This is a genomic window from Chitinophaga varians, from assembly GCF_012641275.1.
Classification (GTDB): Bacteria; Bacteroidota; Bacteroidia; order Chitinophagales; family Chitinophagaceae; genus Chitinophaga; species Chitinophaga varians_A.
In genome coordinates, this window is record NZ_JABAIA010000003.1 from 339,015 (window position 1) to 359,911 (window position 20,897).

1 protein-coding gene is annotated in these 20,897 nt (G+C 53.0%); it reads left to right on the plus strand.

Annotation, left to right across the window (positions count from 1 at the left end; translation table 11 throughout):
- Positions 1-8: 8 nt before the first annotated feature.
- Positions 9-20,894: a non-ribosomal peptide synthase/polyketide synthase gene (locus HGH92_RS24890; protein WP_168873522.1), complete on the plus strand. Its 20,886-nt coding sequence runs from the start codon at positions 9-11 to the stop codon at positions 20,892-20,894.
- Positions 20,895-20,897 lie beyond the last annotated feature (3 nt).

The following is a 20,897-nucleotide window of genomic DNA, read 5'->3' on the forward strand; positions in this document are numbered from 1 at the left end:
CATTCACGATGTTTGATTTTAATCTCAACGAAATAATTGATCTGTTGAACGAGGCCCACGGTAGCGGAATCAGGGTATCCTGTGAAGATGATAATTTATTGGTGGAAGCCGACGAAGATAAAGAGATTGATGCTGGTTTTCTCAATAGATTAAGGGACAACAAACAATCACTGATAGCATATTTTAAGAAACATAAATCCGGTGTGCAGGAGAAACATTTCTCCGGTAGCATCAGGGAAGCCCGTGCCAACGACAGCGGGCCTGTGCCTTTGTCGTTTAGCCAGGACCGTTTGTGGTTCATTCACCAGCTGGAAGGCAGCGTGCAATACCATATCCCTGCTGCATTGCGGCTGAAGGGAAAACTGGACGTCGCTGCGCTGAACTATGCGCTGCGTACAGTGGTGAACCGTCATGAAGTGCTGCGTACTGTTATCCAGCTGGAAGATGGTCATGCCTGGCAGCGTGTACTGGAAAAAGACAAGTGGGAGCTGGATATCATCGATGGCACCTCCGGGTATGAAGATGCGGCAGTTTTACAGGCGTACATCGATGAGCTGGTGCAGATACCATTTGACCTGTTCCACGATCATATGTTGCGCGCCCACCTGATACAGCTGGCGAAAGATGAATACCTGCTGGTGCTGGTGATGCACCACATTGCTTCCGATGGCTGGTCTACCGCCGTTCTTGTCAATGAACTAAATGAGGCATACACTGCCGCCGCCACCGGCCGCGAACCGGTATTGGAGCCGCTCGACATCCAGTTTGCCGACTACGCCGTATGGCAGCGTAAATACCTGGCCGGCAATATGCTGGACAAACAGCTGTCCTACTGGAAAAAGCAACTGGATGGCGCTTCTTTATTGAACCTGCCAACTGACTATGAACGCCCGGCGATAAAGAGCACCCGCGGCGCGCTGGTCACTTTCCATATTCCTCAGCAGCTCACCGCGGCGCTGGAGAAATTATCACAGGAACACGGCGCTACCTTGTACATGACGTTGCTGGCGGCTTTTAAAGTGTTGTTGTACCGTTACAGCGGTCAGGAAGACATCAGCATCGGCGGCGTAGTGGCCGGCAGGATGCGGACAGAAATGGAACGCCTGATCGGCTTCTTCGTAAATACACTGGTGCTGCGCACTGACCTGGGCGGTAACCCGGACTTTGCCTCTTTACTGCAACAGGTGAAAAATACGTTGCTGGATGCCTATGAGCACCAGGAAGTACCGTTTGAGAAAGTAGTGGAAGCAGTGATGGGAGAGCGGGACATCAGTAAGAACCCCTTGTTCCAGGTGGTTTTTGTATTACAGAACGTGCCGCCTACCAAAGAACTGAAAATGGGCGAGGTGACTATGCAGGATGAAAAGATCATGCGTACCACCAGCCTGTTCGATCTTTCCTGGTCCATGGAACAAGGCCCCGATGGCATAGAAGTGGAAGTGGAATATTACACGGATATCTTCAGTGAAGCCACTATTCAGCGTATGGTAGCGCATTTCCAGGTACTGCTGCAATCGGCAGTAGATAACCCGGCGCAGCCCATCGGTATGCTGAACATGCTCAGTGAAGCGGAAGTGAATCAATTACTGGTGTCATTTAACGATACCGCTACGCTCTATCCGTCCGCCGAAAGCGTGGTGTCTATTTTCGAAGGACAGGTGGCTGCTTCTCCGGACACGCCGGCCGTTACTTTCGGCAAACGCACGCTGACTTACAAAGAGCTGGACGAGCAGGCCAACCAGGTAGCAAATTACCTGGCGGAACAAGGTATTCAGCCTGGTAATACCATCGCTTTACTGTCAAGACGCGGTATAGAGATGATCGTCGGTATCTGGGGCATCCTTAAAAGCGGCAATGCCTATGCGCCTTTCCATACCGGTTACCCGGCAGACCGTCTCTATGGCATGATGGAAGATGCCGGTATCGCCACATTGTTATATACCAGCAGGGAGCTATTCAACGCTTCAGGTATGGCGGCATTCACAGCCGGACTGGATATTACTGCGGCGCGCAACAGCGCGGTAACGCCGCCGGGTATACGCACTGCCGGCGATGCCTGCGTGAACGTGATGTATACCTCCGGCACTACCGGCCGTCCCAAAGGGATCGCCATCACCAATAAAAACCTGATCAACCTGGCTTTCGACCGGGGGGCTACATCAGTACAGCCTGGCGACAGGCTGCTACAATGCTCCAACTACGCGTTCGACGGCTCTACTTTCGATATTTACAGCACGCTGCTCAACGGCGCCTGCTTATGCATGGTGGAAGATGATGCCGCGATAGATGTATTCGAACTGTCCAGGATCATTGCTGCGGAGAAAATCACGATCGCGCTTTTCCCGACGGCCCTGTTCCACAACTTTGTCGATAACCAGGTGCTGGGCCTGAAACCCATGCGTAAAATTCTGTTTGGCGGTGAAAAGGCCTCGCTGCCGCATCTGGAGAAAGCGTTGGCCGTACTTGGAAAAGACAAGCTGGTGAACATGTACGGCCCTACGGAAGTAACAGTGGCCGCTACCTGCTACGAAGTGAATGATGTAACCGGAAAGATATCCGTTCCCATCGGTACACCAATGGCCAATACCCGTATCCGCATCCTGGATGAAAATAAACAGCTGGTGCCGGTAGGCGTTAGCGGTGAAATTTATGTAGGAGGTGACGGCGTTTCATTAGGCTATGTCAATAACGAAGAATTAACAGCAGAAAAATATGTAACGCTGGAGAATGCGCCCGGCCGCTGGTACCGCACCGGCGATAAAGCCTGTTGGTTGCCGGATGGCACCATTGCCTACGCAGGCAGAATTGATGACCAGGTGAAAATCCGCGGTTACCGTATCGAACCAGGTGAAATAGAACGTGTATTAAACAACCTGCCGGAAATAGGCGACAGCTGTGTAGTGGTAAAACAACAGCATAGCGGCGAAAAACGGCTGGTCAGCTATTATGTGCCGGAACAGGAAACGCTGCAACAAAAGGAATATGAGCTATCGCAGTTGCAGATCGCCAGCTGGCGCGCTTTGTACGATACTGCCTACAGTAAAACAGACGAGATAGAAGACCTGGATGAAGAGTTCAATATCACCGGTTGGAATGACAGCTTCACCAGCGGGCCTATCCCTGCGGAAAACATGCAGCAGTGGGTGGATGATATCACTAACCTGATCATCGGGCTGAAACCTAAACGGGTACTGGAAATAGGATCGGGTACGGGGTTGATCTTCTATCCGATCGCCGATCATATCGAGCGGTATATTGGTACCGACTTTTCCCGTGTGTCGGTAGAACAGATACTACGCCGCATTGCCAAAGGTGAGCGCCGTTATCCGGATACGGAGATGAAGCTGTGTGCTGCTCACGAAATCATCCTGGATGAAAAAGAAGAAATCGACCTGGTGATCTTAAACTCAATTGTGCAGTACTTCCCGGGAGCCGCTTATATGACGGATGTGCTGGCGAAGGCCATCACGCTGTTAAAAGGCAAAGGCCGCATTGTAGTGGGCGACGTGCGTGACCTGCGTTTGCTGCCTTCTTTCAAACGCCGGCTGCAACTGGATAAATTACATGATAAAACCAGTGTCCGCGAGTTTGAATGGAGCGTGGACCAGGAGGTGTTAAAAGAAGAAGAGCTGTGTTTTTCTCCTGCCTATTTCTATCATTTGCAAACCCGTTTCCCGGAAATCACCCATGTGGAAATTGTTTGGAAACAGGGTGACTATATCAATGAGTTGAGCCTTTACCGTTATACGGTGATCATGCACGTAGGCGTTGAAAAGCCCGTGCTGCAGCCTGATTGGCAGCCGTGGGACGCTATTGCGGACAAAAGCACCATTATTGACCAGTTAACGAACCGTATCCCGGTGATAGCATTGCAGGACGTGCCCGGGCACCGTGTATGGAGAGAGCGGATGTTGGAGCATGCGTTGAAAAACAACCTGTGCAACAACGTGGGCGACCTGTCTGATTACATCAGCGCGCCGGACGCGGTAACACACACCGTCAATGAAATATTGAATGAAGCTGCCGCCGCCGGTTATAGCTACCGCTTTTTGCTGGACGAAGATCCGCTGAAGGTCAACCTCCTCATAGAGCGCGATCCGTTTGACGGATTTGTGGAACAATCCTACAGCAACAGCATCAGCTTTACGGACACAGTGAAAACAAACGTTCCGCTGTTCACCGATATCTGCGAGTCCTTGCAGAAAAATATCAAACAGCAATTGCTGGACCGTTTGCCCGATTATATGGTGCCAGCCGATTTCGTGGCCTTGCAAAAATTGCCATTGACCGGCAACGGCAAGGTAGACCGTAAATTCCTGGCGGCATGGGAAGATATACAACGTAAACGCCTGATCAACTATGTGGCTCCCACCAATGACACAGAAGCTCGGCTGGCCGATATCTGGCAGCATCTGTTGGGAGTGGACCGCGTAGGCATTGAAGATAATTTCTTTGAGTTGGGAGGCCACTCCCTGCTGGCTACCCGTGTAGTGGCCGCTGTGCGCAAAGACATGGACGTGGAGCTGACGGTGAAAGACTTCTTCATCTATCCCACCATTGCTTTGCTGGCGGTATATCTGCAACAGCAGGAGAAAGGTTCGCACCTGCCGCCGCTGGTGGCAGGACCAAGGCCTGCCAATATTCCGCTTTCGTTTAGCCAGGAACGTTTGTGGTTCATTGATCAGCTGCAGGGCACCGTGCCTTACCATATGCCGGTAATATTGCGGCTGCACGGCAACCTGGACGTACAGGGACTGGAGTTTGCCCTTCGCAATATTGTGAACGGACATGAAGTATTACGTACAGTGATTGCGCCGAAAGACGGTGTGGCCTGGCAGCATGTTATGGACAAAGACCAGTGGCAACTGGCGCTGGTACCGTCAACACCTGAGTTGTCAAACGAAGCTGCCCTGAAGCAGCTATTGAGCAGCCTGGCAGACGCGCCGTTTGACCTGTGCCGCGATCATATGCTGAGAGCGCACCTGCTATCACTGGCGGCAGATGAACATTTACTGCTGATCACTATCCACCACATCGCCTGTGATGGGTGGTCTATATCCATATTGGTGAAGGAACTGGTGGAGCTGTACCGTGCCTATGCCGAGAAACGTGCGCCCATACTGGAGAAACCGGAAATTCAATACGCCGACTATGCTCTCTGGCAGCGTAATAGTTTTGATGGGGCCGTGCTGGCAGAGAAAATGGCATACTGGAACCGTCAGTTGAGCAATGTGCCGCCGTTAGACCTGCCTGCGGACTACACCCGTCCAGCGGTACAACAGTTCAATGGCGCTATCAGCTGGTTCCAGCTTGACCAGGACCTGACCGGCAAATTGCAGCAGTTGTCGAAGGAGCAGGGCGTAACGCTGTTCATGACCCTGTTGACAGCTTACAATGTATTGCTGCAACGTTATAGTGGCCAGGACGATATTTGCGTGGGCTCGCCTGTATCCGGCAGAACGCAGCAGGAAACAGAAGGCCTGATAGGCTTCTTCCTGAACACCGTTGCATTAAGGACAGACCTCAGTGATAATCCTTCTTTTATTTCCCTGTTGCAGCAGGTGAAAGGTACAACGCTGGACGCTTATGAGCACCAGCAGGTGCCTTTCGAAAAGATAGTGGAACAGGTGGTGAAAGACCGGGATATGAGCCGCAGCCCTTTATACCAGACCATGTTCATTTTGCAGAACACGCCGCCGGTACCGGAATTGTTACTGGGCGATCTGCACCTGGCGTACGAGGAAGTGCCGCATAAAACCACTTTATGCGATATCACCGTTTCTCTGGAAGAGCAGGGAGATGTTATCCGTGGTTACGCAGAGTACTGCACCGATTTGTTTAGTGCCGACAGGATGAAACAAATGATGAAGCATTTCGAACAGCTGCTGCGTGCTATCGTGATGGCGCCGGCCACAGCGATCAACGCGCTGCGTATCACCTCTGCGGCAGAGGAAGAGCAGTTGCAGCTGGCGTTTAATAACAACACAGCGGATTATCCAAAAGATAGGACCATCATAGACCTGTTCCGGCAGCAGGTACGGCAGACGCCTGATGCCGTGGCAGTAGTAGCGGATACAGTGCAGTTGACCTACCGTGAACTGGATGAAAAAACCAACCAGCTGGGCCACTATTTGAGGAAGCAGGGCATAAAAGAAGACACATTGGTGCCCGTATGCCTGGACCGTGGCGAGGCAATGATCATCGCCATACTGGGCATTCAGAAGGCAGGCGGCGCCTATGTGCCCATAGATCCGGAGTATCCGGAAGAAAGAATCCGTTTTATGCTGGAGGATATTCAGTCGGATATCCTGTTGACCGATGCTGTCAGCGCCGATAGACTGGCAACTATTGCGGATGCGGTTAAGCTGGTGACGCCTGATACCATTTCACAGGAACCGGTCACGCCCGTTGAAACGGCTCTGGCGCCGCATCACCTGGCTTACATGATTTATACCTCCGGATCTACCGGTCAGCCTAAAGGCGTGATGAACGAACATGGTGGTATCGTGAACCGTTTGCTGTGGACACAAGACTATTTTAAATTGAATGAAAGTGATGCCGTTCTGCAGAAAACGACTTTCTGTTTCGACGTATCTGTCTGGGAACTGTTTTGGCCGTTGATAGCTGGCGCTAAATTAGTGTTTGCCAAACCGGGCGGGCATAAGGAAGCCGGGTATCTGCGGGAAGTGATCGCAGCGCAAAATATCACCACTATCCATTTTGTGCCATCTATGCTGGACGCATTTTTGGACGATATGCCGGCCGATACCTGTGTGTCACTGCGCAGGGTGCTCTGTAGCGGTGAGGCACTGAAGCCGCAGCAGGTGGTGCGTTTCTATGAGAAATCACGAACGGCGGCATTATATAACCTATACGGCCCTACGGAGGCGGCTATCGATGTTACCTGCTGGCATGCACCGAGGGAATTACAGGCAAACGGGCTGGTGCCTATTGGGGCGCCGGTGGCCAATACGCCGCTCTATATCCTTGACAGGGCAGGCAACCTGACACCGGTAGGCATACCGGGAGAACTGCATATCGGCGGCATACAGGTGGCCCGCGGCTATCTGAACCGGCCTGAACTGACAGCCGAACGATTTATCCATCATCCTTTGTTGTCATCAGCCGCAGGAAGGTTATACCGCACCGGCGATATCTGCAGATGGTTGCCGGACGGAACGCTTGAATACCTTGGCCGTATTGATGACCAGGTGAAGGTCCGCGGCTTCCGTATAGAGCTGGGAGAAATCGAAAATGTGCTGACACAATGCCCACTGGTAAAAGAAGCCGTGGTGTTGACGAAGACCGGGCCTGACGGCAATAAATCGCTCATCGGTTACGTAGTGCCGGATGGAGACTTTAAGCGGGAGGAGATCATCGCATATCTCCGCGGCCGTTTACCGGAATACATGATACCTTCTTTCTTCACAGCCATAGCGAAGGTACCGTTAACGCCCAATGGAAAAGCCGACCGCAAAGCGTTGCTGGCATTGCCTACGGACCTGCTGCCACAGCAGGCCTATGTAGCGCCGCGCAACGAAATGGAACAGGTGCTGGCCGATATCTGGCAGGAATTACTGTTGCTGCCGCGTGTAGGCGTCTACGATAATTTCTTTGAACTGGGAGGGCACTCCCTGTTGTCTATGCGTATGGTAGCTGCCCTACGCAATAAAACAGGTATAGAAACAACGGTCAGGGCTATCTTTATGTACCCCGTGATAGACCAGCTGGCGGCCTTCTTGCAGCAGGAAGCCGGACAAACGTCCCTGCCTGCCGTTAAGGCTGTAAAACGTCCTGCCCGTATTCCGCTTTCCTTCGCACAGGAACGCCTCTGGTTTATTGACCAGCTGGAAGGCAGCGTACAATATCACGTACCTGCGGTGTTGCGCCTGCGTGGCTCGCTGGATACTGAAGCGCTGTCAACTGCCCTGCGCAGTGTAGTGAATCGCCATGAGGTGTTAAGGACCGTGATCCGGCAGAATGACGGCCGCGGATATCAGCACATAATGGAACAGGACAACTGGACATTAAACATCACAGATCAACCGGCATATAAAAACAATCCGGCTGCGCTGGAAGCCTTTATCAAAAAGGTGACAGACGCGCCGTTTGATTTGTCTGCGGACCATATGCTGCGGGCAGACCTGGTGGTACAGGCGCCTGATGAACATATCCTCATCATCACCACGCACCACATTGCCTCTGATGCCTGGTCCACCGGCGTCCTGGTGAAAGAGCTGGTAGCGTTTTATATGGCGGCGTCCACCGGTGCGCAGGTGCAGCTGAACAATATGGACATTCAGTATGCAGACTACGCTATCTGGCAGCGGACTTACATCACCGGTGATATGCTGGACAAACAGCTGGCTTACTGGAAAGAAAACCTGGCTGGCATCACTCCGTTGAACCTGCCGCTGGACTATCCAAGACCGCCGGTGAGAAGCACCAGGGGAGGTGCTGTCAGTTTCCAACTGCCCGCTGAACTGACGGCGCAGTTACATCAGTTCAGTCGCCAGGAAGGCGTGAGCCTGTTCATGACATTGTTCTCTGCGTTTAATGTGATGTTATACCGTTACAGCGGCCAGGAAGATATCTGTGTGGGCAGCCCTGTTGCCGGCAGAACACAACAGGAAATAGAAGGGCTGATCGGGTTCTTCGTTAATATGCTGGCGCTGCGGGTAGACCTGAGCAACCACCCGTCCTTCCGCGCACTGTTGCAACAGGTAAAACAAACAACACTGAATGCCTTTGAACACCAGGAAGTGCCGTTTGAAAAGATCGTGGACCAGGTGGTGGTAGACAACGACAGGAGCCACCGGCCGGTATTCCAGGTGGTATTCGGTTTGCAGAACAACGTGAACCAGCCGGACCTCCGGTTTGGCGATATTGTTTTGTCAGAAGAAACGGTGGCACACACCTCTGCCAAGTTTGACCTGGTCTTCAGCATGGACGAAGATGAGGATGGATTGAACGGAACAGTAGTGTACTGCGCGGACCTGTTTACCGAAGCTACCGCAGTGCGTATGGTGGGGCATTTCCAGCAACTGTTGCAGGCCGTAGTGGCATCACCGGACCAAACTATTGCGTTGTTGCCGATGCTTACTTCCGGTGAAGAACAGCAACTGCTGTCCGTTAAAGGAACTTACGAGAAAGAATATACGAAACAGATCACTTTTGCCGACCTGTTTGAAGCGCAGGCCAGCCGTACGCCGGAAGCTACGGCAGTGGCCTTTGAGGGTGATACGCTGACTTACCGCGAACTGAATGAACGCGCCAACCGTCTGGCGCATTATTTAAGAAGCAGAAGAGTGAAAGCAGGCACATTGGTGCCGGTTTGTATGGAACGTTCACTGGACATGGTTGTCAGCATCATGGGCATCCTGAAGGCAGGAGGCGCCTATGTGCCGGTGGAACCGGACTTCCCGGAAGACCGTATCCGGTTTATGCTGGAAGATACCGAAGCCTCCAATATCATCACCCTTGGTAAATATGCAGACAGGGTACAGGCCGGTCCGGCAGACATCATCTTGCTGGATGACGACTGGAATGATATCGAAGTACACGGAACGGACAATCTTCCGGGCCTCACCAGGGCTGATCATCCGGTGTATGTTATTTACACTTCCGGCAGTACGGGTCAACCTAAAGGAGTAGTGGTCACGCATGGCAACCTGGCAGATTATATATTCGGTCTTGCCAATACGCTGCCCATCAGGGAATGCAGCTCTTTCGGGCTCATGTCCAGCATGGCGACAGACCTTGGCAATACCGTGATTTTCGGTGCGCTGGCCACTGGTGGCACCTTGCATATCTTCTCTAAAGAGACGGTACAGGACACCACGCTCTTATATGACTATCTGGACAAACATCCGATAGACTGTATGAAGATAGTGCCCTCACACTGGAAGGCGCTGTGTTTACAAGACCGGCTGTTATTGCCGGAGAAGCTGTTGATCTTTGGCGGTGAAGCGCTGGAGTCAGCCGTTGCGGCATCTGTATATGCGGCGGGCACCGGTTGCCTGGTGGTAAACCACTACGGACCAACTGAAACCACCATCGGTAAATTATTGCACATCGTCGATAAAGATGCGGCCTATGGTGAAAGTATTCCGGTAGGAAAACCTTTCTCCCATACACAGGTATATGTGTTGAGCAACGAGCTGCAATTATGCCCGGTAGGGGTTCCCGGCGGCTTGTATATTGGTGGGGAAGGCGTAGCGCAGGGGTACCTGCATAATGAAGCGTTGACCGCCACTAAGTTTATTGCCAATCCTTTTGCGCCTGATACCAACGACCGGTTGTACAGCACCGGCGATATGGTGAAATATCTGCCGGATGGTAATATTCTCTTTATGGGCCGTATGGACGACCAGGTGAAAATACGTGGTTACCGTATCGAGTTGGGAGAGATAGAAAGAGCATTGAACAATTGCGCTACCGTAAAACAAGCGGTGGTGATCGTCAAAAAAGACCATCTTGACAACAAACGCCTGATAGCCTATGTAGTTGCCGAAGAAGACGTTGATAAAGATGAAATATTACAGCAGCTTACGGCGCAGCTGCCGGATTACATGGTGCCGTCGTTGCTGATGGTGCTGGATTATTTCCCGCTGCTGGCAAACGGCAAGATCGATAAAAAAGCATTACCGGACCCCGACGGACAAAACCTGCAAACAGACAGCTATGTGGCGCCGCGCAATGAAGTGGAACGCACCCTGGCAGGTATCTGGGAAACGTTGCTGGGCGTGGAGAGGGTAGGTATCAATGACAACTTCTTTGCATTGGGTGGTGACTCCATTATCACCATTCAGGTAGTGAGCCGTGTGAGAAGGGCCGGCTACGAATTGCAGGTAGGTGATTTGTTCGATTACCAGACCATTGCCATGTTGTACGCCGTGATGTCTGCCCGTAAAGGGGCAGCCACCAGCCTGTCTGCCGACCAGGAAATACAAACCGGCAGCTGTGGCCTGTTACCAGTACAGCAATGGTATTTTGAAAAAGAAGGGACCACGCCTTCTCATTTTAACCAGAGCATGTTGCTGAAGATAGACAAGCGCATTCCGTCTTCTACCTTGTCAGCCGCCATTATGCAACTGGTACAGTTCCACGACGGTCTGCGTTTTAAGTATACGTACGGCGCCAACGGATGGGAGCAGGCATACAGCAATACAGAAGCTATGCTGAACATTGTGAACCTGCAAACGGAATCAATGGACGAGCTGCCGGCCATGCTGCAAACGTATGGCAACAGCTATCAGCGTAATATTGATGTTACCAAAGGCAGTTGTATCTGTCCGGTGTTATTCCTGACACCTGCGGCGGAGGAGCATAACCGTTTGCTGCTGGCCATTCATCACCTTGCCGTAGATGGCGTGTCATGGCGTATTCTGCTGGAAGACCTGGAGCGTTTGCTCGATGGTCTGTACCGTAATGAACCGGTATCATTGGGCAAAAAGAGCAGTTCCTACAGGCAGTGGTATGAAGCGTTGGTGAAGTATGGGCAGACAGACCGTTTGCTGAAACAGGCGGACTATTGGTCCGGCATTGTACAGCAATATCGGCCTTTGCCGGTAGATAAAGCCTATGACGGCGTGCTCCGGATAAAAGATATGGAGAGCTGTCAGGTGAAGCTGGACACTTTCTTCACGCAAAAATTACTGCAAGAAGTGCCGGCCGCCTATCGCACGGAAATCAATGATGTATTACTGAGCACGCTCGCCCTGGCGCTCAACAGCTGGGCCGATGGCGATGTGCTGATCGGGCTGGAAGGACATGGCAGGGAAGACATCGACAAAGGCGTTGATATCAGCAGTACCGTAGGATGGTTCACCAGCCTGTACCCGGTGTTGCTGCCAGGCAATACCGTAGGAGATAGCGGTACCTTGCTGCGCAACTTGAAGGAACAGCTGCGTCAGATACCCGACAAAGGAATCGGTTTCGGCGTGCTGAAATATATTAATAAGCTGGAAACATTGCAGGGTGGTGATCCGTGGGATATCACCTTTAACTACCTTGGGCAGTTTGATGCGGTGGCCAGCGGAGGCAAATGGTTTACCATTACAGACGAACAGGCCGGTGCGGAAGCGGGCGACGATTACACTGTACGCCGTAAGATAGCCGTGAACAGTATGGTCACAGGCGGTGAACTGGTGCTGGACTGGAGCTATAGCAGTCAACATTACAATAGCAATACCATCGCGGCGCTGGCGCAAAAATACATCGATGCGCTGGAAACAGTGGTGCTGCATGCGGTGGCACAGGCAGCTCAACAACCATTGCTGACGCCGTCTGACTACGGACTGGGCGGTTTGGTAAGCATCACGGAACTGGACCGCTTCCTGGACATGCCAATGGCCGGCGGCACCAAACGCCGCGACGAAATTACCGCCATGTACCGGTTGAGCGGCTTGCAGGAAGGCATGTTGTTCCATGGTTTGTACGATAATACCGTAGACGCCTATACGGAGCAGTTCACCTATTTATTACATCAACCTGATGTCGATGCTTTCATGCAAAGCTGGCAGCACCTGTTGCAGCAACATACCATCCTGCGCAGCGGATTTTACCACGATGCATTTCATGTACCGGTACAATGTGTGTACCGTCATGCAGAACTGCCGGTGACGCTGCTGGACTACCGCCACCTCGATGCGGCAGCGCAGGAAGCGGCATGGACCGCCCATGAAGCGGAAGTGTTACAGCAGGGCATTGATTTCACCGCGCCACCGCTCATGAAGATGAGCCTCATCCGGTTGCAGGATGATACCTACCGCATGGTATGGACCTATCATCACCTGTTGCTGGATGGCTGGTCGATGCCGGTATTGCTGGAAGAATTACTGCGTACCTATGAAGCGCTGGCGTCAGGCAAACAGCCGGAAGAAGCGCCCACCGACCACTACGAAGAATATATCCGTTACCTGGACCGCAGGAATAAAGACGAAGAAGGCGCTTACTGGCGCGGATATCTTGCCGGTATCGACAACAGCACCTTATTGCCGTTTATCAACAGCACCGACAGAACAAAAGCACAGGGCCGCTATAAGACAACGCCGGTAGTGCTGGATGCTGACCAGACCCGCCTTATTACTGCATATGCCCAACAACAGCGCCTCACGGTCAATACCCTGATGCAGGGCGTGTGGGGGTATTTGTTATACCGCTACACCGGCAACGAGCACGTGGCCTACGGCGCCATCGTGTCCGGCCGCCCGGACGATATGCCTGGTATAGAACGGAAAGTGGGCATGTACATCAACACCCTGCCGGTACACATCGCTGTGGCGCCGGAACTGTCTGTCACCGACTGGCTGCGTGACATACAGGCAGCACAGGTGCAAAGCCGCAAGTACCAGTATACACCGCTGCGCGACAGTCAGCGATATACCAACGTCACCGGAGATCTGTTCGATACCCTGATGGTATACGAGAACTACCCGGTGGACGAAGAAACGCTTTCCTATCCATGGAAACTGCAGATAGAACAGCTACACGTAGAAGAACATACAAACTACCCGCTGAGCATTACGATAGGGGTGGGACAGGAAATCACCATTCTGTTGCAACATAATACTGTGCTGTTGTCGCCTGCGTATATTCAGCAGATCAGCGATCATTTCACACAGGTGCTGGAATATATTGTTCGCAATCCTGCGGCAAAAATCAGTGAAGTAGTACTGCTGAATAACGAAGAACGGGAGCGGATTACCATTGACTTCAATAACGCCGCCCAGCCGCAAACAACTACCGGCAAATCTGCCATAGACCTGTTTAAAGAACGGGTGGCCATAGCGCCGAATCAAACAGCCCTGGTGTTTGAAACGCAGGCTCTCACTTATAAGGAGCTGGATAAACGCTCAGACCAGCTGGCGGTTTACCTGATGAGCAAAGGGGTACAAAAAGAAACCCTGGTGCCTGTCTGCCTGGAGCGTTCTCCGGACATGGTTGTTGCCATATTGGCCATACTAAAGGCCGGCGGCGGTTATCTCCCGATTGACCCGTCTTATCCGGCCGCGCGCATCAGCTATCTGCTGGAAGACAGCCGTGCCACCATGATGATCAGCAACGGCCATGTGGCCAACTTGCCTGATATCCCGGCCCATATTCAGATCATTAAAACGAATGATGACTGGATGGCCATTAAAGGAGAGCCTGGCATCACCCTTGGTACCACACCTGCACCCGACGATCTCGCCTACGTGATCTATACCTCCGGCAGTACCGGGCATCCCAAAGGGGTGATGATAGAACACAAAGGACTGGTGAACCTGGCGCTGAACATGGAAACGGTGCTGTCATTGAAGCCTGGCATACGGGTACTGCAATTCTCCGCTTTTGGTTTTGATGCGTCCTGCTTCGAGATCTTCAGCACCCTGTTAAGTGGTGGCTGCCTGGTGGTGCCTCACAAGGAAGACCTGCTGGCAGCGGACAAGTTCGGCGAAATGGTACGGCGACACCAGGTGGAGTTGTTGTTGCTGCCGCCTTCCTATCAGCATAGCATCCGGGAAGAGCTGGGCACCATCAAAACCATTATCTCCGGTGGCGAAGCCCTGAACAGGGAAGACACGAAATACTTCCAGTCAAAAGGCATCCGCGTCTTTAACGCTTACGGGCCTACGGAAAACAGCGTCATCACCACCATTTCGGACAGCCCGTTGCAAGGTGAGACGGTGGTTATCGGTAAACCGCTGGCTAACGGACAGGTATATATCCTGGACCAGCATGGCGAACTTTGCCCGATTGGTGTGGCCGGCGAGATCTGCGCCGGCGGCGCAGGCGTGGCACGGGGATATTTATATCGCCCAACGCTCACGGCAGAGAAATTTATACCGGACCATTTCAGCGGTCAGCCAGGCGCACGCCTGTACCGCACCGGCGACCTTGGCCGGTGGCTGCCGGACGGCAACATCGAATACCTGGGCAGGATAGATGACCAGGTGAAGCTCCGTGGCTACCGTATAGAACCAGGAGAGATTGAAAACGCCCTGCTGCAGAGCGGCTTCGTTACCCAGGCTGTCGTACTGGTGAAAACAGATGACAACGGACATAAACGTTTAGTCGCTTACGTAGTGCCGCAGGGAACTTTCGGGAAAGACCCGTTACTGGCTTCACTGAAAGACAAACTGCCGCCATATATGGTGCCTTCCGTGGTGATGGCGCTGGAAAAAATACCGGTGACGGCCAACGGGAAAGTGGACAAGGCCGCCCTGCCGGAACCTTACACCGCCACAACCCATACCCGCGCTATCTTAAACGGCGAAGTGGAACAAACACTGGCTGCTATCTGGGAAGAACTGCTGGGCGTTAAAAATATCGGCAGAAATGACAACTTCTTTGAGCTGGGCGGTGACTCCATCATCACCATTCAGGTGGTAGGCCGGGCCAAACGTTTTGGGTATGACCTGAAACCGAAAGACCTGTTTGTACACCAGACCATCGCCGGACTGGCCGCTTCACTGGCCACCGGCAAAGAAAAAGTCGTTCACAGCGAACAAGGCGTACTTACCGGTAACAGTGGACTGACGCCTATTCAGCAATGGTACCTCGAAGAAGAAACAATCGCCAAACACTTTATACAACAGTTGTTCGTCGGCATCGACAAACAAATTGATGCGACAATATTAAAGACAGCGGTACAACAGTTGCTGCTTCGTCATGACAGCCTCCGGTTTACCTACACCCGTAAACACAACGGCTGGCGCCAACATTACGGAGACTATGCCGGAGACCTGGAAGTGGTGGACCTGCGTGACATCGATGCCGCAGATTATGCCGCTACGCTCGCCGCCCATTGCGACCAGTACCAGGCTGGTTTACAGCCGGAGCAAGGCATCCTGGTACGTGCGGTGCTGTTTTTAACACCAGCCTCCGAAGCGGCCAACCGCCTGCTGATCATTGTACATCACCTGGCAGTGGACGGCGTGTCATGGCAGATTATGCAGGACGACCTGGAAATCATGCTGGACAGCCTGCTCAAAGGTGAATCATTAGCGCCGGCCCATAAAACCAGCTCTTACCGCGAATGGCAGCAGGGGCTGGTGGAATACGGTCAACGTAAACAGCTGTTGCAGCAACGGGAATACTGGCAGCACATCGTGCAGCAGTACCAGCCGCTGAAAGTGGACAGATCTTATCACGGAGAGCTGACCGGCAATGATATGGACACACAGGTGATGCACCTGGACGCAACGTTAACGCAGCTGTTGTTGCAGGAAGCGCCTAAAGCCTATCATACCGAAATCAATGACGTGCTGCTGGCTGCACTGTCAGCCGCCCTGCACACCTGGAACGGCGCCGGCGTGGTAGTAGGCCTGGAAGGACACGGCCGTGAAGATATTTCCCCCAACATCGACATCAGCAATACGGTGGGCTGGTTCACGAGCCTGTACCCCGTATGGCTGAACAATAGTGCAGACACGGCCCCCGGCATCTTACTAAAAGAAATCAAAGAACAACTGAGACAGTTGCCTGGTAAAGGGATCGGCTATGGGGTATTGAAATATATCAACCAGGAAGATGCTTTACAGGGCAATGATCCATGGGATATCACCTTTAACTATCTCGGGCAGGTAGATGCTGCCAGAAGAAACAGTAAATGGTTCAGCACCGCGCCGGAAGCTGCCGGTACCGGCAGTGTCACGGATGTGAAGGTGCGCCATAAAATTGCTGTCAACGGCGCAGTGGAAAACGGTGAACTGGTACTGTACTGGAGCTATAGCACCCATCACTATAACGGCAGTACGATACAGGAGCTGGTAGCGCAGTACCAGGTGCAGCTACAGCAACTGATTACCCATACAGTGGCCCAGGCTGCCCAGCCGGTGTTTACGCCATCCGACTATGGTTTGGGTGATATCGTGACCAATGCGGAGCTGGACCAGTTCCTTGATGCGCCGCATGACAACGGGGGCACCCGCAGGGACCATATCACCGGTCTGTACCGGTTGAGCAGCCTGCAGGAAGGCATGCTGTTCCATGGACTGTACAATAGCAGTGACGGGATCTACATACAACAGCTTTGCTGCACGCTGGACGCACCGGACATCGCTGTGTTAAAAGACAGCTGGCAGCACCTGGTGCAGCATCACAGCGTATTGCGCAGCAGCTTCTTTGCCAATGTGTTCCGTATTCCGGTGCAGTGCGTACAGCAGCAGGTGGCCGTACCTTTCGATGAGCAGGACTACCGGCATATGGACGCTGCCGAACAGGAAGCTGCATGGACGGCCTATGAAGCGGCCGACCTGGTGAAAGGCTTCGACTTCAACACACCGCCGCTGATGCGCATTGCGCTGATACGGTTGACCGATGAGCGCTACCGGATGGTATGGACATTCCACCACCTGCTGCTCGACGGCTGGTCAGGGTCTGTGGCCGTGGAAGAACTGCTGCAAACATACGATCAGCTGATGGCCGGTAAACAACCGGCGTCAACTGAGGAAGATAAGTACGAAGACTATATCCGTTACCTGGAACGCCGTGACCAGGAAGAAGAGATGGCCTACTGGAAAGGCTACCTGGCATCGGCAGACAGTGGAACACTGCTGCCTTTCATCAGCGCCACCGCAGAACGTACCAAAGGCAAGGGCGTATATGAAGTGCAGGAAATGCAGCTGGCAGGAGCCAAAGCAAAGCAGCTGCTCACTTACGCGCAGCAGCACCGTATCACCGTAAATACCGTGATACAGGCCGTATGGGCGTACCTGTTATATCGCTATACCAGCCAGCAGCAGGTCACTTACGGCGTAACGGTTTCCGGTCGCCCCGATGATCTGCCGGGAGTGGAAAAACGTGTAGGGATGTATATCAACACCCTGCCTTTCCATACCACTATCGACAGGGAACTGGGCATCGCGGCCTGGCTGCAGCAAATCCAGCAGCAGCAGGTGCAGAGCCGGGAACATCAGTACACGTCACTCAACGATATGCAGCGCTGGATGGAAATACCGGGCGATTTGTTTGACAACTTCCTGGTATTCGAAAACTATCCCGTAAGTGATCTGCTGAACACCCACCAGTGGCAGTTGCAGATGGACAATATCGAAATGCGTGACCATGCCAACTATCCTTTAGGTATTGCGGCGGTAGTGGGCGAATCGGTAGCGGTGAGGTTTAAATACAATACAGCGTTGCTGGACCGTGCCTACGTGACCGCCTTACGTGGGCATTTCCAACAGGTGCTGGAGTTTATTGTCAGTCACCCGGCGGCTAAGATCGGCGATGTGGTGTTGCTGAACAAAGAAGAGCAGCAGCGTATCGCAGTTGATTTCAACGCTATGCCAGCGGCTTATGACGGCAGCGGTAAAACCATTATGGACCTGTTCAAAGAAAGAGTGGGCGCCGCGCCGGAAAGCATTGCCCTGTTGTTTGAAGAACAGGTGCTGACTTACCAGGAGCTGGACATCCGTTCCAATCAGCTGGCGCATTACCTGACCGGTAAAGGCGTGCAGCAGGAAACACTGGTGCCGGTTTGCCTGGAACGCTCACCTGAAATGATCGTCGCGATACTGGGCATCCTGAAAGCAGGAGGCGCTTATCTCCCGATCGACCCGTCTTATCCGGCAGCAAGGATCACCTACCTGCTGGAAGACAGCCGTGCCGCCATGCTCATCACCAGCCGCGAACTGGCCGATGAACTGGTGGTGCCCGATCACATCCATATTATCAGAACAGATGCAGACCGCAGAGCGATCAGCAACCAGCCTACGAAGGCGCCGGCTGTTGCCCCTGCACCGCATCACCTCGCATATGTTATTTATACATCCGGCAGTACAGGCAACCCCAAGGGCGTAATGATTGAACACAAAAGTGTGGTAAACCTGGCCCTAAGCCAGGCAGCATCCCTCAGATTAATACCTGGTATGAGAACATTACAGTTTGCAGCTTTCGGCTTTGATGCATCCTGTTACGAAATTTTCAATACCCTGTTAAGTGGTGGTAGCCTTGTACTCCCCCGGAAAGAAGACCTGCTGGCAGCAGACAGGTTTGGCGATATGGTGCGCAAACAACAGGTAGAACTGGTGGTGTTGCCACCTTCTTACCAGCATACGATCCGCGAGGAACTGGGCACCATCAAAACAATCGTGTCTGCCGGTGAACCGCTGAACCGCGAGGACGCCAGGTACTTCCAGTCAAAAGGCATCCGGGTGATTAACGCCTACGGGCCTACGGAGAACACGGTTTGTACCAGCCTTACAGATGATCCGCTGCGTGGCGATACCATCGTGATCGGTAACCCTGTGGCCAAGGTACAGGTGTACATACTGGACCAGCACCGGGAACTGTGCCCGGTAGGGGTGACGGGTGAAATATGCGCCGGTGGCGAAGGCGTGGCGCGTGGTTATCTCTATCGTCCCGAGCTTACGGCAGAGAAATTCATCCCGGACCATTTCTCCGGAAAAGCGGACGCACGGCTGTACCGCACCGGTGACCTGGGCCGCTGGCTGCCGGACGGCAGCATCGAATACCTGGGCAGAATAGACGACCAGGTGAAAATACGCGGCTACCGTATAGAGCTGGGCGAGATCGAAAATGCGCTGGAACAATGCGATGGCGTAAGCCAGGCCGTAGTAGTGGCCAAAGGCAGCACCGACAACAGGTCGTTGATCGCCTATATTTTACCAGACGGAACATTTGACCGCGATGCCATCATCAGCTACCTGGAAGAAAAGCTCCCGGACTACATGGTACCATCGCAGCTGATTAAAATTGACAGGATACCGGTCACGCCTAATGGAAAAGTTGACCGGAAAGCGCTACCAGATCCAGACGCAGGCACACTCTCCGGAAATACCTATGTGGCGCCGCGGAATGAAACGGAAGAAATACTGACGGACATCTGGCAGCAGCTGCTGGAGGTAGACCAGGTGGGGGTCCATGACGACTTCTTTGCTTTGGGAGGCCACTCGTTGTTGTCTATCCGTCTGATCGCCGCCATCCGCAGGAAGCTGGGCAAAGAAATTGCCCTCAGTAATATCTTCGATACGCCTACCATTGCCGGACTGGCCGCCAGTCTGACAGTACCGGAGGCAAGCGGGGAAACCACTGCGGCCACAGAAGAGGGCCACATCATACCTTTAAACAAAAGCAACAGCCGGACGACCGTGTTTATTATTCCCGGCCAGGATGGTTTGAGCGATGGTTATGATGAACTGGCCAAAGGCCTGGCGGCCACCGCCGCGGTATACGGCATACAAATGCCGGGAGTGCTGGAAGGAGAGCGACCGCTCTACACCATCACTGCTATTGCTGCACAAAATATCCGCTGGATAAAAGCACTGCAACCACACGGGCCATATCGCTTCATTGCGCACTCCTTTGGCGCGTACGTGTTGTATGAAATGACCCGCCAGCTGGAAGCTGCCGGGGAAACGGTGGCATTCGCGGCAATACTGGACGCAGATGCGCACCCGGGACATATCGATGTGCTGCAACAGGGCGCCATCACCTACCAGGAAATTTTCTACGATGCCCTGGTGGAAGTGCTGCAGGAGAACAACGTGATATCCAACACGCCACCTGCATGGGTGACAGGGCTTAAACAAATGGTACAGCCACTGGACATGAAGGCCGTGGTACCGTTTATCTCCAATTACCTGAAAGGCAAGGTGGGCGAAGAAAGGCTGGCGCATGTGGACTTTATCATGCGGTTAACGGACATCAAGGTAAGTAACATCGAAGTGCTGAACAGCTATCAGGTGGAAGGACTTACCAATGCCGGCCTGCACATCGTTAAAGCGGCATCGGCGCAATGGAAGGACAAGCCCGAAAGCCTTGGATGGGACGCCCATACGAAAGCGGTAAAAGTGTTTACAGCACCGGGGGACCACTTCTCGATGCTGAAGCAGGAAAATGCTGTGGCATTGGCCCAATACCTCAGCGAGCAGTTGTCATATTAGGCG

Coding starts and splice junctions, on each gene's coding strand:
- HGH92_RS24890 (WP_168873522.1), top strand. CDS start 9: ATGTTTGATTTTAATCTCAACGAAATAATTGATCTGTTGAACGAGGCC.